Origin of the sequence: Herbaspirillum huttiense (genome assembly GCF_047300815.1) — a bacterium.
Taxonomy (GTDB): Bacteria; Pseudomonadota; Gammaproteobacteria; order Burkholderiales; family Burkholderiaceae_D; genus Herbaspirillum; species Herbaspirillum huttiense_A.
Map to the genome: position 1 here is coordinate 5,186,490 of NZ_CP178608.1, position 16,624 is coordinate 5,203,113.

A 16,624-nucleotide genomic window follows, 5' to 3' on the forward strand; every position below is an offset into this window, starting at 1 on the left:
GGCGCCTCATCCGGGCTGGTTGTAGGCCACGGTGCGCGGTTGGTAAGGCTGGCCATTGATGCGCCGCTGCTGGTGGAACACGCCGCTGGTGAAGTCGTCGCTCAGGATGTCATGGCGTGCGTCGTAATAGCGTGACTGCACGCCCATGAGGCCCATGACCGTGTGTTCCAGCTGGTCGGTCTGGTAGGGGCGGTATTCGAGACGGGCCTTGTCTTCCGGGCTCTTGCCGGTGAAGGAGCGGGTCCAGACCAGCATGGGGATTTCATAACCGGTGGCGTCGGCGACGGACTGGCCGGCGTGATTGCGGGTGTGCCCCACTTCCTGCGCATGATCGGAACTGAAGAGCAGGCTGGCATTGTCTTCGCGTGCCGCATTCATGGTCAGCCTGGCCATGCTGCCGACCACGTAATCGTTGTAGGCCATGGCATTGTCGTATTCATTGCGCAGCTGGCGTATCCATGCCGAGCGATCGGCGCCTTCCAGTTTTTCCATCACCCCGTCGCGCAGGGCGTCGAAGCGCGCGTACTGGCTGGGATAGCGCATCTCATAGGTAGGATGCGCGCCCAGCAGGTGCACCACGATCAACTTTTTCGGGGCCGGATCCTGCAGGGCGGATTGCAGTGCCGGCAGCAGGTTGCCGTCGAAATTGTTTTCACCGCGCCCGGCCCCCTTGTTGATGAACACCTGCGCGTCGGCACGGCGCGAGACCAGGCCCAGCCAGCCATCATTGGGCGGCTGGTTGGAGAGCCAGTGAATCCGGAAGCCCGCCTCGCGCGCCAGCATCAGCACATCGGGCTTGCGGTTCCAGGCCTGGGGATCGCTGAGGTCGGCCGGCGTCAACATCTTCATCAGCGAGTCCATGGTGGCCGGCGCCGAGGAGACCACGTCGCGGAACACGATGAGCTCCTTGCGCATCGCTTCCAGCGTGGGCGAGGTCGGGCGCTCATAGCCATAGAGCGACATGTTGGCGCGATTGAGGCTCTCGCCGATGATCCATACCACCGTGTTGCGCCCGGGTCCCGCATAGCGCACCTGCCAGTCGGCGCGATGCGCCATGTTGCGGGCCACGTCCGCTTCCATGGTGGCCGCCAGGGCCAGTTGCTCGCGATAGTCCAGATAGCGGATGGGCCAAAACAGCAGCGGGTTTTCCTTGGCCATGGTGGGATTGAAATGCAGGGCCACGAACACGGCCAGCAGGCTGCCTACCGCCACCCGGCCGCGCCAGCGCCACGGTGCGGCTGGCTGCGCCTGTTCACGGCGCTGCAGCCAGCGCTCGCCCAGCCACAGTCCGGTGCACGCCACCAGCAGCAGGCCCAGTGACTCGGCCAGGTCGCGCCCGTTGTGGCGGAAGAATTCGCTGCTCTCGGCCGGGTTGGTGTTGAAGATCGCTTGCAGCACCAGGATGGGATTGGGGCGCAGGCCGAAGTAGTCGCGCAGGAATCCCTTGATGGCCGCATCCAGGAAGAACAGCCCGATGATGGCCAGGGCCGCGCGCGAGAACCAGCGCGGGCGCTCGCGCAGCCATGGCAAGACCAGCAACAGCCCGGCGATGCCCGGCAGGGCGGCCGCCATGAGCACGCCGCTCTTGGCCAGTTCGTTGGTGCTGATGCACTCCAGTGCCCAGAAGAAGGCCAGGCCGGTCAGCCCCAGCCCGAGTCGCGCAAGCAGTTTGTTCAATGCTGTCTTTCCGCCGCCCCGCCCGGCAAGATATTGTCGTGGTGAAATGTTGTCCGTGGCGCCGCTTCCCTGGCGGCTTGTCCCCGGCGGCACAAATGCGCTGCCTGGCCTGCGCGATAGGACAAGCTCAGCGATAATTTGTTTCCGCGTGGCGGGCAGAGTATCGCACCCCGCAGGAAATGAACAACAAACGCACAACAAACCCGATTCTCCAGGCTCCCCCTGCTACTGAAAGGAAACCCATGCGCATTTTTTCCCACGCCCTCCTGGCCGCCTTGATGGGCCTCGCGGCAAGCCTCCCGGCCGCGGCCCAAGGCGTCTATGACGAATGGTCGGCGGTGAAGGCACCGGCCGCGCCGGCGCTCTCGCACGTGGTCGTCGACCCGGCCACCACCGCCGTGCTGGTGCTGGACATCGCCCGCCAGACCTGCCATCCGGATACGCGTCCGCGCTGCGTGGCAATGCTGCCCCGCGTGGCCAAGCTGCTGGCCATGGCGCGCGAGAAGAAGGTGCCGGTGATCTACACCCTGGGCGGCAACAGCACGCCGGCCGACATCTGGCCTGAAGCCGCCATGCAGGGTGGCGAGCCGCTGTTCAAATCCGGCCCGGACAAGTTCGTCAACACCGACCTGGAAAAGATGCTGCGCGAGAAGGGCATCAAGACCGTCATCTGCATCGGTGCCGCCGCCCACGGCGCGGTGCTGCATACGGCGGCCAGCGCCGCTTTCCGTGGCTTTGACGTGGTGGTGCCGGTGGACCTGATGGCCTCTGACACCGCCTATGCCGAGCAATACACGGCATGGCACCTGGTCAATGCGCCGCGCCTGGGCGAACGGGTCAAGCTGACGCAGTCGAGCTGGATCGAGTAAGACCGGCGCCGCACTGCTGGAATGATCCGCTGGCGCGGTAGTGCAGCGGATGCATCAATGATGGGTGTTGATGCAGGACTTGCATCAATCGCAGTGGCCCTGTCTCATGCGGTGCGCAGCTGGAAACGGGCGACCAGTCCCGCCAGCTGGTGCGTCTGGTCGCGTAGGGAATGGGCGGCTGCCGCTGCCTGTTCCACCAGCGCCGCATTCTGCTGGGTACCTTCATCCATCTGCGTGACGGCGTTGTTGATTTCGTCGATGCCCCGGCTTTGTTCGCGGCTGGCCACGGCAATTTCACTCATCAGGGTGGCCACGCGGGCCACTGAATCGACGATCTGGTGCATGGTCCGCCCGGCCTGGTCGACCAGGTCCGCACCGCTGGCCACCTGCTGGACCGACCCTTCGATCAGTTCCTTGATCTCGCGCGCGGCGGCCGCCGAACGCTGGGCCAGGCTGCGCACTTCGGTGGCGACCACGGCAAAGCCGCGTCCCTGCTCACCGGCGCGCGCCGCTTCCACCGCGGCGTTCAAGGCCAGGATATTGGTCTGGAAGGCGATGCCATCGATGACCCCGATGATGTCGGCAATGCGCGCCGATCCGGTACGGATCTCGCCCATGGTCTGCACTACACGGTCCACTACCGCGCCCCCTTCACTGGCCAGGCGCGACGACGTGTTCACCAGTTCGTTGGCCTGGTGTGCATGATCGGCGTTCTGGCGCACGGTGGAGGTCAGCTCTTCCATGGCCGAAGCCGTCTCTTCGAGGCTGGAGGCCTGCGATTCGGTGCGGGAAGACAGGTCGGCATTGCCGCTGGCGATTTCACCGGAGGCGGTATTGATGATGGCGATGCTGCGATGGACTTCGCCGACCATGCTGCCCAGGCTTGCGGTCATGTCATTCAAGGCTTGCATGAGCTGGCCGGTTTCATCACGGCTGCGTACGCTGACCTGGCCGCTGAGATCATTGGCGGCCACGCGCCGCGCCAGGGTCAGCGCTTCAGCCAGCGGACGCGAGACTACCCTGGCAATGGCCAGCGCCAGTGCCAGGCCGATCAGGATGCCGGCCACCAGCAGGCCGATGATCCAGCGCTGCGAACTCTCGTAGACCTGGTCGGCGCGGGTGTTGGCCTCCTCCTTGTGGTCGATGTTGGCCTGGCGCAGGGTAGCGAATTGCTTCTCGATGGCGCGATAGGCCTTGAGAGAATCGCCCTTGGTGAGGGCCAGGGCGTCTTCCTTGTGATTGTCGCGGGACAACGCGATGATTTTCTTGTGTTCCACCAGATAGGCCGCCAGCGTCTTGCTGAGCTGGTCGAAGGCGCTGGCTTCCTCGGCGGTGAGGCCGAGCTGGCGATACTGCGTCTCCAGCGAGGCAAATTCGGCATAGCGCTCAGAGAGCGCCTTCTCCAGCGTGGACATGGTCTGCTCGTTGCCCAGGATGTGCTGGAATTCGGTGGAGCGCACGCGCACCAGCGCACGTTCCAGCATCAGGCTGATACGGATGCCGGGTTCCCATTTGCGGGCGATTTCCGTGGCCGCTGCATTGACCTTTTGCATCTGGTAGACCGCAAACATGCCCAGCGCACTCATCAGTACGAGTACTGTCACGAAGGACAGCAGCAGCTTGGTGGCGATCTTCCTGTCCATGAACCATTTCATTGTGATACCCCTTTCCCTCATCCCATGTGCCGCCCGATGCGGCATTTCCATCACGCAGGAAGATTGGCATTCCGCCATTTCCTTTCCCGCAAAAACAAAGGACCCAGCTCGTCAAGCGAACCGGGTCCGGAAAACCATGGCCCAAGGCGGGCCCACCCTTGAGCCTGCTACAGGCTCAGGCGAACTGGAACAGCTGTGCCGCCGTGTCGCCGGTGATGCGGCGCCGATCGTCCTCGTCGCTCACCAGCGTTTCAAAGCGCCGCCAACTGTCGGCATAGCTGGTCATGCTTTCGTGCTGGGTATGCGGCCAGTCGCTGCCCCACAGCAGACGATCCGTCCCCAGGTGCCGGCGCAACAGCGGCCAGGCCTGGCGGGCGAAAAGCGCACCCCCCTCGCTGCCGCCATTGCGATACTGCGCCGACAATTTGACCCACACCTGGCGCGAGGCGCCGGTGGAGAGCAGGTAGCGAAATCCCGGATCGTCCACGCCCAGCGCCGGGTCGACCCGGCCGAAGTGATCCACCACGACCTTCAAGCCCAGGGCCAGCAAGGGCTCCAGCACCCGCGGCAAATCGGCTGCCTCGCGATGGATCTCGACCTGCCAGCCCAACGCGGCGATGCGGGTCAGCGTGTCGCGCCATGCGCCCTGGAAGTCGGGCAGCGCTGCGCCGCCGACCAGGTTGAAACGCACCCCGACCACGCCCCCTTGATGCAGGGCCTGCAATTGCGTGTCATTGCACTGCGCATCGATCATGGCGATGCCGCGCAGGCGCTGCGGCGCGCGGGCGATGGCCTGCAGCAGGTAGCTGTTGTCGCTGCCCAGGAAACTGGGCTGCACCAGCACGCCATGGCTCATGCCATGCGCATCCAGGCGCGCCAGGTACTCCTCGACGGTGACGTCGTAGGCCGGCGTATAGCGGCGCACGTCGGCCATCGGCAGGCTGCGCGCAAACACGTGCGCGTGCGTATCGATGCGCAGCGCCGGCGCGGCCATGGCGGGGGTGGTGTTCATGCGCCGGTTTCCATCTGGCGTCCCTTGGTTTCGGGCAGCATCAGCACGGCGATCACCACCAGCGAATAGGCGATGGCAGCATCGATGCCGATGGCCTGGCCCAGCGGCATGGAGTCGCTCATGTGGCCGACCAGCACCGGGAAGCCGGCCGAAGCCACGCGTCCGAAGTTGTAGCAGAAGCCCACGCCGGTGCCGCGAATGCCGCTCGGATAGAGCTCATTGAAAAGCGCACCCAGGCTGGCCGGGATGCCGGCCGCGAAGAAGCCCAGAGGGAAGCCGCAGATCAGCATCTGGGTATCGGTCAGCGGCAGGAAGATGTAGCACAGCACGGTGGCCACGCAGCACAGCGCGAAGGAGGCGACGGTGCGGCGGCGGCCGATGCGGTCCAGCAATTGCGCACTGGCGATGCAGCCGCACCAGAAGGCGATGATGATGACAGCCAGGTAGCCGCCGGTGGAGAGCACCGATAGGTGCTTCTCGGTCTTCAGGTAAGTGGGCAGCCAGGTCATCAGGGCGTAGTAGCCACCGTGTGCGCCCACGCCGAGCAGGCTGCCGATGAGGGTCAGGCGCAGCACGTCGGGACGGAAGATACCCAGGAGCGTACTGGCCGCAGGCTTGCCGGCAGCCGCCTTGCGGCCGGCCAGGAAGGCATCGGTCTCCGGTACCGAGCGGCGCACGTAGACCACCAGCAGTGCGGGCAGCAGGCCGATGACAAACATCACGCGCCAGGCCATTTCCTGCGGCAGCATCGTGAAGAGCACCGAGAACAGCAGCACCGCACCGCCCCAGCCGACGGCCCAGGCGCTTTGTACGGTGCCCATTGCACGGCCGCGATGTTCGGCGCGGATGGTCTCGGCCATCAGCACCGCACCGGCCGCCCATTCGCCGCCGAAGCCGAAGCCTTGCAAGGCTTTGAGGACCAGCAGCTGCGGATAGCTCTGGGCGAAGGCGCTCAGGAAAGTGAAAAAGGAAAACCAGATGATGGTGATCTGCAGGGTCTTGACGCGCCCGTAGCGATCCGACAGGGCGCCGGCGAACCAGCCGCCGATGGCCGAGGCCACCAGCGTGGCGCCGCTGATCATGCCGGCGTCCGCCTTGGAGAGCGAAAAGGCCGCGATCAGCGCGGGGATGGCCAGGCTGAACATCTGCACATCCAGTGCATCCAGCGCCCACCCGCTGAAGCAGGCCCAGAAAGTCTTGCGTTCCTTGGCAGTGACCTGCCGATACCATGAAAACATTGTCTCGTCCTCTAAGCTGAAGGCGCGCAACTACGGCATCCCCAGACCGGCAACAAGCAATGCCGGAGCCTGAGAAAAAACCGATGGTGGCGCGAAGCTGATTGATTTATCTAGTTGACTACTCATATAGTCATATATATGAGTTGTCGCACGATAACACAGCTGCAGTGACTCAACAATCCTCATCGGTTGCTTGTTTTTACGACACACCACGCTGCACTTCCGGGCGAGAACGTCCGGTGTGCATCGCATGGCTTGGGCGCATCATCTACCGGGCGCAAGTGGCAGACAAGGGAAGGTGCACTGTGCCGCTCGCCGGAGGGCGGCACTGTTCACCCCGTCGTTGTGAAGCTCGCCAGCCGCGGGTAGACTGAGCACTTTCCCATTTGCAAGGCCAGTCCCTCCATGCTTGACCAGAACCGCGCCGATGCGCGCCTGCCGTTGTACCTGCAATTGCGCGATCAGCTCGCGGCCCAGATCCGTGCCCAGAAGTGGCAACCGGGCCAGGCCATTCCCTCCGAGGCTGAACTGAGCCAGGCCTTCCAGGTGGCGGTCGGAACGGTGCGCCGTGCGATCGAGACACTCATGAGCGAAGGCCTGGTGGAACGCACCCATGGGCGCGGCACCTTCGTACGCAAGGCGCGTTTCGACAATTCGCTGTTCCGGTTCTTCCGCTTTGAATCGGCCGATGGCCGCCCGCTGGCGCCCAAGAGCGTCATCGTCAGCCGCAAGGTCATCGAAGCGCCACGCCAGGCGGCCGAGGCCTTGCACCTGAAGGCGCACGCCCGGGTGATCGAGCTGCTGCGCCTGCGCAAGGTGGATGGACAACCGGTGCTGGCCGAGAACATCTACCTCTGCGCGCAGCGCTTCAAGGCCCTGGCGGACAAGGCGCCGGAGGATTTCGGCGACCTGCTCTATCCGCTCTATGAGCGCGAATGCGGACTCATCGTCGCCTCGGCACGCGAGACCCTGACGGTGGAAACGGTGACGGCCGCACAGGCCCGGCTGCTGGGCCTGAAGGAGAAGACACCGGTGGTGGTGATCGAACGCGTGGCCTTCGGTTCGGATGGTGCGCCGCTGGAGTGGCGGCAATCACGGGGGGCGGCGAGCAAGTTCAGGTATAGCGCGGAGATTCGCTGAGCCGACGCACCCGCGAATCGCACCACGAGGGAGGTTGGCGTTCCCTCTCTTGCGTTTTACTTGGCGGGCCTGCGCGTGCGCGCAGGCCTGGCGGGTTCTTGAACGGCGAACACCGGACCTGCGTGCGGCGTGCGGGTTGGTTCATTGCGCAACTCACGCAGCAAGCCCGGATGATTGCGCAGCAGCCGCAGCAGCATCACCAGCGCGCGAGGCGGTTTGATCTTGCCGGCCTCGTAGCGATTGAAGGCATTGACGCCCCCGCCGAAGAGCAGACTGGCTTCGCGCTGGCCCAGTTGCAATGCCTGGCGCGCGGCAATGATTTCCTCCGGATCGATCAGTCCGGCATTGACCGTCTTGTTGAAAGCCAAGGCCTCGGCCGAGATCCGCTCTTCTTCCCCGGGGTCCGGCAGGCATTCGCCGCAGCGCGGGCAGTATTGGCCGCTGACGGCTGCAATGACCGTGGTTTCACCTTTGTAGGCATACGGCAGGTCACGCCTGTCGCGCACCAGCGCAGCACCTCCGCATTGGGGGCATTTCATGTCATTTCTCCTTGAAGGATACGATCAGCACATCATCAACCACGGTCAGCTTGAGATAGATCACACCGTGCCGCGTCACAGGGCGGTACACGTCCTGCCAGATGCGATGATCGTCGTGCGTGGTCATGCTCTTGTAAAAGTCTCGCTTGCCCAGACTGGCTACGATGGCCACCATGCCCATCTCGTCGATGCCCATGGCCGCTGCCCCCAGCAGTGCCGACGCCGTCTTGCGCACCCGCCCTTGGCGAAGCAATGAATGAACCACTTCCAGCTTGCAGTGAGGCGTGTGCTTTTCCATTTGCATTGTAACCATCTTGGTTATGTTCGCCAAGCTGGCAGTAGCGAAGAGGTTTGAGAAACGGGAGGAAATTCGGTCACCGGCTACGGTGGGTGCCCGATGCGAAAACCGCGATTCTGAAACGTACTCTGTGGTTTTGATGCACACGAACAGAAATGTCGCGTGAAACTCGTTTACTATCGTCGCTCAGCCCATCACTTCTCACACCATGCAACTGAAGCGATCCCTCATCCAGACACCCGCTGCCCTCCCGGCCGCTGGCGCCTGCATGCATGGGCTGAACACCAAAAAACGGCATCTCCGCTGACGGGGATGTCACGTCCCGTCCGGCGGATCGCCTGGCGGGACTGGATCGCAACATCACCCTTCTTTCAGACCTCGCCCGGCGCGCTGCCGGCGGAACGGCTTACTTGAACCGTTTTTCATGAGGTACACATGCAAACTGCTCGTCACCCGGTCGATCTCCAGCTCCACGTCGACGCCCAATACGCCAGCCCCTACGCCATGTCGGTCTTTGTCGCCTTGCGCGAAAAGACTTTGCCGTTCGATCTGCACACCATCGATCTCGACGCTGCGGCCCATCATGACCCCGCCTATGCCGCCCTGTCCCTGACCGCGCGCGTGCCGACGCTGCAGCATGGCGAGCTGGCACTGTCCGAATCTTCGGCCATCACCGAATATCTGGAAGACGTCTTCGACGGCGCACCGCTCTATCCTTCCACTCCAGCGTTGCGCGCACGCGCACGCCAGGTGCAAGCCTGGCTGCGCAGCGACCTCGTGCCCATCCGCGAAGAGCGCAATACCCAGGTGCTCTTCTATGGCGCCCGCAAGCCGCCCCTGTCTGCGCAGGCAGAGGCCGCAGCACAGCGGCTGTTTCGTTTCGCGGAAGCCCTGCTGCCGCAGGGAGCAGACCATCTCTTCGGCCAGTGGTGCATCGCCGATACCGACCTGGCGCTGATGATCAATCGTCTGGCCCTGCATGGCGATCACGTCCCACCGCGTCTGGCCGCCTATGCCAAGGCACAATGGCAGCGGCCCACGGTGCAGGAGTGGGTGGCCATGCAGCGCCCGCCACTGGCGGCATGAACTGCATCGGGCATCACTGATCCGTGATCCCCCATGAAAAAAGGGCGGCGTCCCAAGACGCCGCCCTCTTCTGCATTCTTGCGTGTGACGCCAATCAGGCAATCGCCTCCGGACGCGGACGGGCAATCGCAAACACCACCGCCACGGCCACCAGGTCGAAGGCCGCCAGCAACACGAACAGAGGACCATAGCCAATCTGCGTGACCAGGATGCCGAAGAGCAGCGTGAACAGCGTCGCACCCAGATAACCGCTCATGCCGGTCAGGCCGGTCGCGGTGGCCACCTGGTTCTTGGTGAACACATCGGAGGTGATCGAATACAGCGCGCCCGACAATGTCTGGTGCGCAAAGCCGCCGATGGAGAGCAAGGCAATGGCCACATACGGACTATCGACGAAGCCGACGCAGGCCGGCCCGATCATGGCCAGACTGCCCACCAGCATCACCAGCTTGCGCGAAGTGAACAGCGACACGTTCAAGTGCTTGTGGAAGAACGGGCTGAGGTAGCCGCCCAGCACGCAACCGATGTCGGCCGCCAGGAAAGGCAGCCAGGCGAACATGGCGATTTCCTTGATGTTCATGTGGCGCTCGGTGGCCATGTACAGCGGGATCCAGGCATTGAAGGTCTGCCACGCCGGTTCCGACAGGAAGCGCGGAATGGCAATCGACCAGAAATTCTGGCTGCGCACGATCTTGGTCCAGCTCTCGCGCACCACCTTCTCAGGCGTTTTTTCCTGGCCGTCGAGGATGTAGTCGCGCTCTTGCGGCGAGAGCAGCTTCTGGTCGCGCGGGCTCTTGTAGAACAGCATCCACAGGAAGAACCACAACACGCCCAGCACGCCCACCACCACGAAGGACATCTTCCAGCCGCCGTGCAGGATGGTCCACACCACCAGGGGCGGCGCGCACAGCGCGCCGATGGAGGAGCCGATATTGAACCAGCCGATGGCCACCGACCGTTCCTTGGCCGGGAACCACTCGGTGGAAGCCTTCACGCCACCGGGAATGCCGGCCGCTTCAGTCATGCCCAGCAGCGCGCGGAAGAAGGCCAGGCTCTGCCAGCCGGTCGCCAGTGCAGCCGCCGCGCACACCAGCGACCAGGCCAGGGCGAAGATGCCAAAGCCGATCTTGGTGCCCACCGCGTCGAGAATGTAGCCGGCCACCGGCTGCATGAGCGCATAGCAGATCTGCCACGCCACCACGATGTAGGAGTACTGCTGGGTACTCATGTCCAGCTCTTTCATCATGGTCGGGGCGGCCACCGACAAGGTGTTGCGGGCCAGGTAATTGACGATCAGGGCCAGGGTGACCAGCGTCACCATGTACCAGCGGATTCCTCTTACGTACTTCATGGCGTCTCCAAAATGGATAGTTCTTCAAAGGGCAGGCAATGCGCGGCCCGTCGCCCCGGGGTCCGGTTGCGCGCCCGCTCTCGCGGTGGATGGCGCACAGCCGTCATCCCCGGGCGGCTCATAGCCGCCTGGGGTCAGGCAGAGCGGGGATGCATGCCTGTCTCCAGATGAAGTTTTCTTATCTTTTTTATCATTTTATTTATACGATGTCGTATAAGTTAAGCTGCGATTAGTCGGACTAATTCTTCATGCAGGTGGACAACTCTAATGATCGCGGCACCGGAAGTCAACCGAATTAAATGCAGATTCCTTCCCGGAAACGGCTTTGCAAGCCGATTTCAGGGGGATGAGGTGAATCTTTCCGCGCGCCGGGCAGCCCCGGCTTGCGCCCCGGCGCAGAACCCTTCATAGTGACCACAGACGAACTTCCCGGCAGCAGTCATCGTACATGTCAGCATTTCACCCGCCCTCCCCCGATTCTTCACATCGCGGCCAACTGAGCCGGTCCGAACACATCTGCAAGCAGATCATCGCGTCCATCCTGCGCGGTGAACTGGGCGAGAACCGCAAGCTGCCCACGGAAGTGGAACTGGCGCAGCGCTACGAGGCCTCCCGCACGACGGTACGGGAAGCCCTCTCGCGCCTGCGTTCGGAAGGCATCGTGGTCTCGCGCCGGGGCTCGGGCAACTATGTGCAGCGGCTGCCGGTCCTGCAAAGCAGCGCGCCGGCGCAGATTGCCAGCATTCCTGACGTGGAGCGCTATTACGCGTTTCGCGCGTGTGTGGAAGTGGGTGCGGCAGGCATTGCGGCCACGGCCCGCGAGGAAGAGGACATCGCCCTGATGCGCCATTGCCTGCAAGCGCTGCGGCGCGCGCAGCTGCAGGGCCAGACCGGCGTGGAGGAAGACCTGGCGCTGCACATGGCCATTGCCCGGGCCACCCGCAATCCCTTCTTCATCTCCACCATCGAACATGCGCTGGGCCCGATCCGCCAGTGCATGGAACTGGCGCAGAACCTCGGTTCACCGCAGGAGAGCGCGCGCATCCAGGTCATCGATGACGAACACCAGGCCATCATCGATGCCATCGCCCAAGGCTCGGCGCAAGACGCCGAGGCGGCCATGCGCGCCCATATCGGGCATGCACGCCAGCGTATCTTCGAAGGCCGCTGAACGCTGCGCCTGACGCAACAACGCCGGGCCATGCTGCGCCCGGCGTAGCTTGAGCAGACCCGGCTTACGCAGGATTCTGCACGGCAGCCGGCAGATCGCGGCCGTGATGTTTCTTGTAGATGGCATTGAGCCTGCCATTCTTCTGGTTGGTCTTGACCCAGTTGTCGATCCATTCCTTGAGGCGCGGCTGGTTCTTGTTGATGGCGATACCCAGATCAAACGCCTTCTGTTCAAACTTCATTTCCAGGTTCTTGCCCGGCGCCTTCTTCTGCATCTCCTGCAGGTTGGAGGGCGTGCTGGAGAACACTTCCACCTGGCCCGTGACCATCGAGGTGATGAGGGTGGCATCATCCTCGTAGCGCATGATCTCCGCCCCCTTGGCGTTCTGCGTGGTCAGCGTGTCGTTGGGCGTGGCGCGGGTGACGCCGATGCGCTTGCCGTTGAGGTCCGCATAGTCCTTGATGGCCATGCTCTTGGGTGCGCCGATGATGAGGCTGATGACCGCATAGGGCGTGGAAAAATCGATGACCTTCAGGCGCTCCGGCGTGATCGACAGCGAGCCCACCACGATATCGGCGCGATTGGATTGCAGGGTCGGCACCCGCGCCGCATTGGCCACCTGGATCAGGTCGAGCTGCACGCCCAGATCCTGCGCCAGCAGGCGCGCAGCATCGACATCGGAGCCGGCCGGCTGCAGCTTGTCGTCGCTGTAGCCGAACAGCGGCGTGCTGGACGTGGTGGCGATGCGGATCTTGCCGGCCTTCTTGATATCGTCGAGCTGGTCGGCGTGCGCGGCATGGGTAGCGAGGCCCAGGATCAGGGCCGCAATGGCCGGGCGTGCAAGGTGGCGTAATGGGGTTAGTTTCATTTTGTGTCTCCGTTATTTTATGAATGGTCAGGTCAGGTCAGGCAACAGCGTTTGCGCTACAGGTCGGCGGCCAGGAAGGCCTGCAGTTCGGGGGTGTGCGGATGGTCCAGCATGTCGCCGGGGCCGACTTCCCAGACCCGGCCCTGGTGCATGTAGATGATGCGGTCGGCCACGCGCTTGGCGAAGTTCATCTCGTGCGTCACCAGCAGCATGGTCATGCCGTTGGCGGCCAGGTCTTCCATCACGCGCAGCACTTCGCCGGTCAGTTGCGGGTCCAGTGCCGAGGTCACTTCATCGAACAGCATCACCTTGGGCGACATCGCCAGCGAGCGCGCAATGGCCACGCGCTGCTGCTGCCCGCCCGAGAGCTGCTCGGGATAGGCATTGGCCTTTTCATCGAGCCCCACCTGCGCCAGCGCGGCCAAGGCCACGCGGCGCGCCTCGGCCTTGTCCTGCTGCTTGACGTGGCGCAGCGCCAGCATGACGTTTTCCAGCACGTTGAGATGCGGGAACAGGTTGTAGCTCTGGAACACGATGCCGACCTCGCGCCGCAGCTGGTGCAGATCGACCTGCGGATCATCGACCCGGATGCCGGCCACTTCGATGCTGCCGGAGTCGATGGTCTCCAGCCGGTCGATACAGCGCAGCGCGGTGGACTTGCCGGAACCGGAGGCACCGATGATGGCGATCATCTCGCCGCGCGCGACTTCAAAGGACACGCCTTTCAGGACCTGGTTGTCACCGAAACTCTTGTAGACCTGGTCCAGCCGGACGATGACCGGCTGCGGTTCCTGGGACGCCGCCACGGCGCGCAGATGCGGTGCGGATTCGGGTTTAGCGATGGCTGACATTGAGCTTTCTCTCCATGGATGCGCTCCAGCGCGATAAGGGATAGCAGAGCAGGAAGTAGAACGACCCCACCAGCAGGAACACCAGGAAGGGCTGGAAGATGGAGTTGTTGATGATCTGCCCGGCCCGCGTCAGTTCGACGAAGCCGATCACCGATGCCAGCGAGGTCATCTTGATCAGCTGCACCAAAAAGCCGATGGTCGGCGGCAGCGACAGCCGCGTGGCCTGCGGGATGATGACCAGGCGCAGCGTCTGCCAGCGCGTCAGCGACAGGCACTCGGAAGCCTCCCACTGCGGACGCGGCATGGCTTCCACGCAACCGCGCCAGATGTCTCCCAGATACGCGCTGGCATAGATCATCATCGCCAGCCCCGCTGCCACCAGTGCTGGCAGCACCAGTCCATAGACCGACAGACCGAAATAGACGATGAAGAGCAGGATCAGCAAGGGAATGCCCTGCACGCATTCGATGAAGAGGATGGCCGGACGCCGCAGCCAGGCGCGTGGCGAGATGCGCGCCAGCATCACCAGGAATCCGCCGATGCCGCCCAGCACGAAAGCCAGTAGCGACAAGACCAGGGTCCAGCCGATCGACTGCACCATGAAGAAGAAATAGGTCCAGCTGAAGTTGCCCATCATGATGTGCTCCCTTCGATGCGCAGCGCGGCTGCGGTGTTGACCGCCACCGGCCGCGAGGCAGCATGTACATACGGCACATGGGCCAGCGGTGCCATCGCTGCCGGATCGCTGGCGGGCAAGCGCGACACCGGACTGCGCCTGCCCTGTGCAGCCGCGCGGCGCAAGGTGCGGCGGCGTTTGAAAATAGTTTCACCGATGGAATAAGCCACCAGCTTGACCAGCACGGCCAGCACCAGGTACAGGGCAGCCACCACGAGATAGGTTTCCAATGAACGGAAGGTATCGGACTGCACGGTATTGGCGATGGCCGTCAACTCTTCGGCGGAAATCTGCGAGGCCATCGCCGAGGCCTGCATCATCAGCAGGAACTGGCTGGTCAGCGCCGGATAGACGCGCTCGATGGCCGGCTGCAGCATCACGTGCCAGCGGATGCGCCAGACTGACAGGCCCAGGCATTCGGCGGCTTCGATCTGTCCGCGTGGCACCGAATCAATGCCGGCGCGAATGATCTCGGCGGCATAGGCGGCGATGTTGATGATCATGGCCAGCACCGCCGCCGCGAAGGTGGGCATGCGGATACCGAGACTGGCCAGGCCGAAATAGAGCAGGAAGATCTGCACCAGGAACGGGGTATTGCGCACCACCTCGATGTAGCCGCTGCAGGTGCGGGCCACGAAGCGATTAGGACTGTTCTTGGCGAAGGCGACGAAGATGCCGATGGCTACGCCCACGATGACGGCCAGCGTGGTCATCTTCAGCGTCAGCCAGGCGCCGTGCAGGAACACGGGCCAGTAAGGCGCCAGTGGAGTGAAGTCGAGAGAGAAGTTCATGGGCTGCCGGGTCCGTCAAGGGTTCAGGGAACCGGACATCGGTGCGGCGCGGGCGCGATCCTGCTGCGTGCGAGCGGCCCGGTGTGCCGGGTGCTGCCTTGCTGCGATTCAGGTCAAGCTGTTGCGTGCTGTGCTGCCATACCGCGCGCTGAAGAATGGCGTAGCGCGCGAAAAATGCAATGAACTGCGGCGATGAACTACGACGGAATGCCGCGATGAAACGAGAAAATGCTGTGGATAAATTAAGTTAGTTCGCCAACGGATCAAAGGGTCCGGCAGCCGTGAAGGCGCCTCCTTGCAGGGTCGCCACCGGATCATCGGCTCCCGGCTGCGGTTGCGCTTCCACCTTGGCGCGGAAGATTTCCGAACTGTCCTTGGGCGCATAGCCCAGGTGCGCGGCGTGGCGGTTGTCCCACCAGGTCTTGGCGTTGGCCGACATGCCGTAGACGATGGTGTGACCCACGCCAGGGATGAACAGCGCACGGCGCAGCAGTTGCTCGAAATCGTCCATGCTCATCCAGCTGGCCAGCATGCGGCGGTTGGTCGCTTCCGGGAAGATCGACCCGATGCGGATGCTCACCGTCTCCACGCCATAGCGGTCGAAGTAGAACTGCGCCATGTCTTCGCCATAGGACTTGGACAAGCCGTAGTAGCCATCGGGACGCTTCATGTCGTGCGCATCGATGCGCTCATCCTGGCCATAGAAACCGGTGACGTGGTTTGAGCTGGCGAAGATGACGCGCTTGACGCCATGCCGGCGCGCGGCTTCGTAGATGTGGAAGACGCCCTTGATGTTGGCTTCCAGGATCTCTTCGAAGGGACGCTCCACCGACACGCCACCGAGATGGATGATGGCCTCGCAGCCCGCCACCATGGCATCGACCGCAGCGCGGTCGGCCAGGTCGCAACCCAGCACTTCTTCATGCGCCGCAGCGGGACCCGCGGCCTCCATGGCCGCAGCCAGATCCGCTACCCGCACGCGCTCGGCGAAGGACGCCAGACGGCCACGCAATTGCCGGCCCACGCCACCGGCCGCGCCGGTCAGCAGGAGTCGGGAAAAACGGGCGGTCTGCCACGCATCACGGTCGGTGTCTGCGCTCATGCGGGCTGTCTCCTGATGGTTGCTCATCGTTGTTGTTGTCGGATCGGGTGCTGCAATTCAAAGGCGGTGAAATCGCCGACTGCACTGCACGTAGATTCGGTCAGCAGAGCTTGTACGTCGTCGTATCACTTGGCGGATTATTCCCGCCGGTGTACGGCTTGTCAACCAGATTCAGGGGCAATTGACGGGTCTCGATATGAAGCTTCACGTAGGAAATACTCTCAGGAAAATCACGCTAACACGCGTTCATCTCACAATAAAACCACGCCATTTTTCAGCAACTGAGACAAAACACGGTCA

16 protein-coding genes are annotated in these 16,624 nt (G+C 63.3%); 4 read left to right on the top strand and 12 right to left on the bottom strand.

The window, feature by feature from the left end:
- Window positions 1-6 precede the first annotated feature (6 nt).
- The gene (locus ACLRDN_RS23810) at window positions 7-1,677 is read right to left on the bottom strand and encodes a phosphoethanolamine transferase (RefSeq protein WP_413458287.1); all 1,671 of its coding nucleotides are present in this window, start codon (window positions 1,675-1,677) and stop codon (window positions 7-9) included.
- Window positions 1,678-1,919: 242 nt separating this feature from the next.
- Between ACLRDN_RS23810 and ACLRDN_RS23815 the strand changes: the two genes are divergently transcribed.
- On the top strand, window positions 1,920-2,546 hold the full coding sequence (locus ACLRDN_RS23815; RefSeq protein ID WP_413458288.1) for a cysteine hydrolase family protein: 627 nt from the start codon (window positions 1,920-1,922) through the stop codon (window positions 2,544-2,546).
- A gap of 104 nt (window positions 2,547-2,650) precedes the next feature.
- Here ACLRDN_RS23815 and ACLRDN_RS23820 read toward each other — a convergent pair whose 3' ends face one another.
- The 3 genes from ACLRDN_RS23820 to ACLRDN_RS23830 all read right to left on the bottom strand — a co-directional run bounded on the left by ACLRDN_RS23820 (window position 2,651) and on the right by ACLRDN_RS23830 (window position 6,451).
- Entirely contained in the window at window positions 2,651-4,201 is a 1,551-nt protein-coding gene (locus ACLRDN_RS23820) for a methyl-accepting chemotaxis protein (RefSeq protein ID WP_413458289.1), read from the bottom strand.
- A 175-nt stretch (window positions 4,202-4,376) separates the two neighbouring features.
- Window positions 4,377-5,213 (bottom strand): amidohydrolase family protein, encoded by an 837-nt coding sequence (locus ACLRDN_RS23825; protein WP_413458290.1) that lies wholly within the window; start codon window positions 5,211-5,213, stop codon window positions 4,377-4,379.
- Window positions 5,210-6,451: an MFS transporter gene (locus ACLRDN_RS23830; protein WP_413458291.1), complete on the bottom strand. Its 1,242-nt coding sequence runs from the start codon at window positions 6,449-6,451 to the stop codon at window positions 5,210-5,212. The genes ACLRDN_RS23825 and ACLRDN_RS23830 overlap by 4 nt, the downstream gene beginning before the upstream one ends.
- A gap of 405 nt (window positions 6,452-6,856) precedes the next feature.
- Between ACLRDN_RS23830 and ACLRDN_RS23835 the strand changes: the two genes are divergently transcribed.
- Complete coding sequence (locus ACLRDN_RS23835) at window positions 6,857-7,591, top strand: GntR family transcriptional regulator (protein ID WP_413458292.1); 735 nt, start codon at window positions 6,857-6,859, stop codon at window positions 7,589-7,591.
- A 56-nt stretch (window positions 7,592-7,647) separates the two neighbouring features.
- Here the strand turns inward: ACLRDN_RS23835 and ACLRDN_RS23840 are convergent, their stop codons facing one another.
- Both ACLRDN_RS23840 and ACLRDN_RS23845 read right to left on the bottom strand, forming a co-directional pair.
- Entirely contained in the window at window positions 7,648-8,130 is a 483-nt protein-coding gene (locus ACLRDN_RS23840) for a type II toxin-antitoxin system MqsA family antitoxin (RefSeq protein ID WP_413458293.1), read from the bottom strand.
- Window position 8,131: 1 nt separating this feature from the next.
- Window positions 8,132-8,428, bottom strand: coding sequence for a type II toxin-antitoxin system MqsR family toxin (locus tag ACLRDN_RS23845; RefSeq protein ID WP_413458294.1), 297 nt, complete (start codon window positions 8,426-8,428; stop codon window positions 8,132-8,134).
- Window positions 8,429-8,863: 435 nt separating this feature from the next.
- Here ACLRDN_RS23845 and yfcF point away from each other — a divergent pair, with 435 nt between their 5' ends.
- Window positions 8,864-9,514 carry a glutathione transferase gene (yfcF, locus tag ACLRDN_RS23850; protein ID WP_413458295.1) on the top strand — a complete coding sequence of 217 codons (651 nt, stop codon included), beginning with the start codon at window positions 8,864-8,866 and terminating at the stop codon, window positions 9,512-9,514.
- 94 nt (window positions 9,515-9,608) lie between these two features.
- Here yfcF and ACLRDN_RS23855 read toward each other — a convergent pair whose 3' ends face one another.
- Entirely contained in the window at window positions 9,609-10,865 is a 1,257-nt protein-coding gene (locus tag ACLRDN_RS23855) for an MFS transporter (protein WP_413458296.1), read from the bottom strand.
- A 448-nt stretch (window positions 10,866-11,313) separates the two neighbouring features.
- Here ACLRDN_RS23855 and ACLRDN_RS23860 point away from each other — a divergent pair, with 448 nt between their 5' ends.
- Window positions 11,314-12,036 (top strand): FadR/GntR family transcriptional regulator, encoded by a 723-nt coding sequence (locus ACLRDN_RS23860; protein WP_134223858.1) that lies wholly within the window; start codon window positions 11,314-11,316, stop codon window positions 12,034-12,036.
- A gap of 64 nt (window positions 12,037-12,100) precedes the next feature.
- Here the strand turns inward: ACLRDN_RS23860 and ACLRDN_RS23865 are convergent, their stop codons facing one another.
- From ACLRDN_RS23865 to ACLRDN_RS23885, 5 genes are all read right to left on the bottom strand, one after another.
- The gene (locus ACLRDN_RS23865; RefSeq protein WP_413458297.1) at window positions 12,101-12,904 is read right to left on the bottom strand and encodes a transporter substrate-binding domain-containing protein; all 804 of its coding nucleotides are present in this window, start codon (window positions 12,902-12,904) and stop codon (window positions 12,101-12,103) included.
- Window positions 12,905-12,960: 56 nt separating this feature from the next.
- Entirely contained in the window at window positions 12,961-13,755 is a 795-nt protein-coding gene (locus ACLRDN_RS23870) for an amino acid ABC transporter ATP-binding protein (protein ID WP_259433659.1), read from the bottom strand.
- On the bottom strand, window positions 13,739-14,392 hold the full coding sequence (locus tag ACLRDN_RS23875; RefSeq protein ID WP_121041161.1) for an amino acid ABC transporter permease: 654 nt from the start codon (window positions 14,390-14,392) through the stop codon (window positions 13,739-13,741). The genes ACLRDN_RS23870 and ACLRDN_RS23875 overlap by 17 nt, the downstream gene beginning before the upstream one ends.
- Window positions 14,389-15,222, bottom strand: a complete 834-nt coding sequence (locus ACLRDN_RS23880) for an amino acid ABC transporter permease (protein WP_413458298.1) — start codon at window positions 15,220-15,222, stop codon at window positions 14,389-14,391. The genes ACLRDN_RS23875 and ACLRDN_RS23880 overlap by 4 nt, the downstream gene beginning before the upstream one ends.
- A gap of 247 nt (window positions 15,223-15,469) precedes the next feature.
- Window positions 15,470-16,324 carry an NAD-dependent epimerase/dehydratase family protein gene (locus ACLRDN_RS23885; RefSeq protein ID WP_413458299.1) on the bottom strand — a complete coding sequence of 285 codons (855 nt, stop codon included), beginning with the start codon at window positions 16,322-16,324 and terminating at the stop codon, window positions 15,470-15,472.
- Window positions 16,325-16,624: the final 300 nt, after the last annotated feature.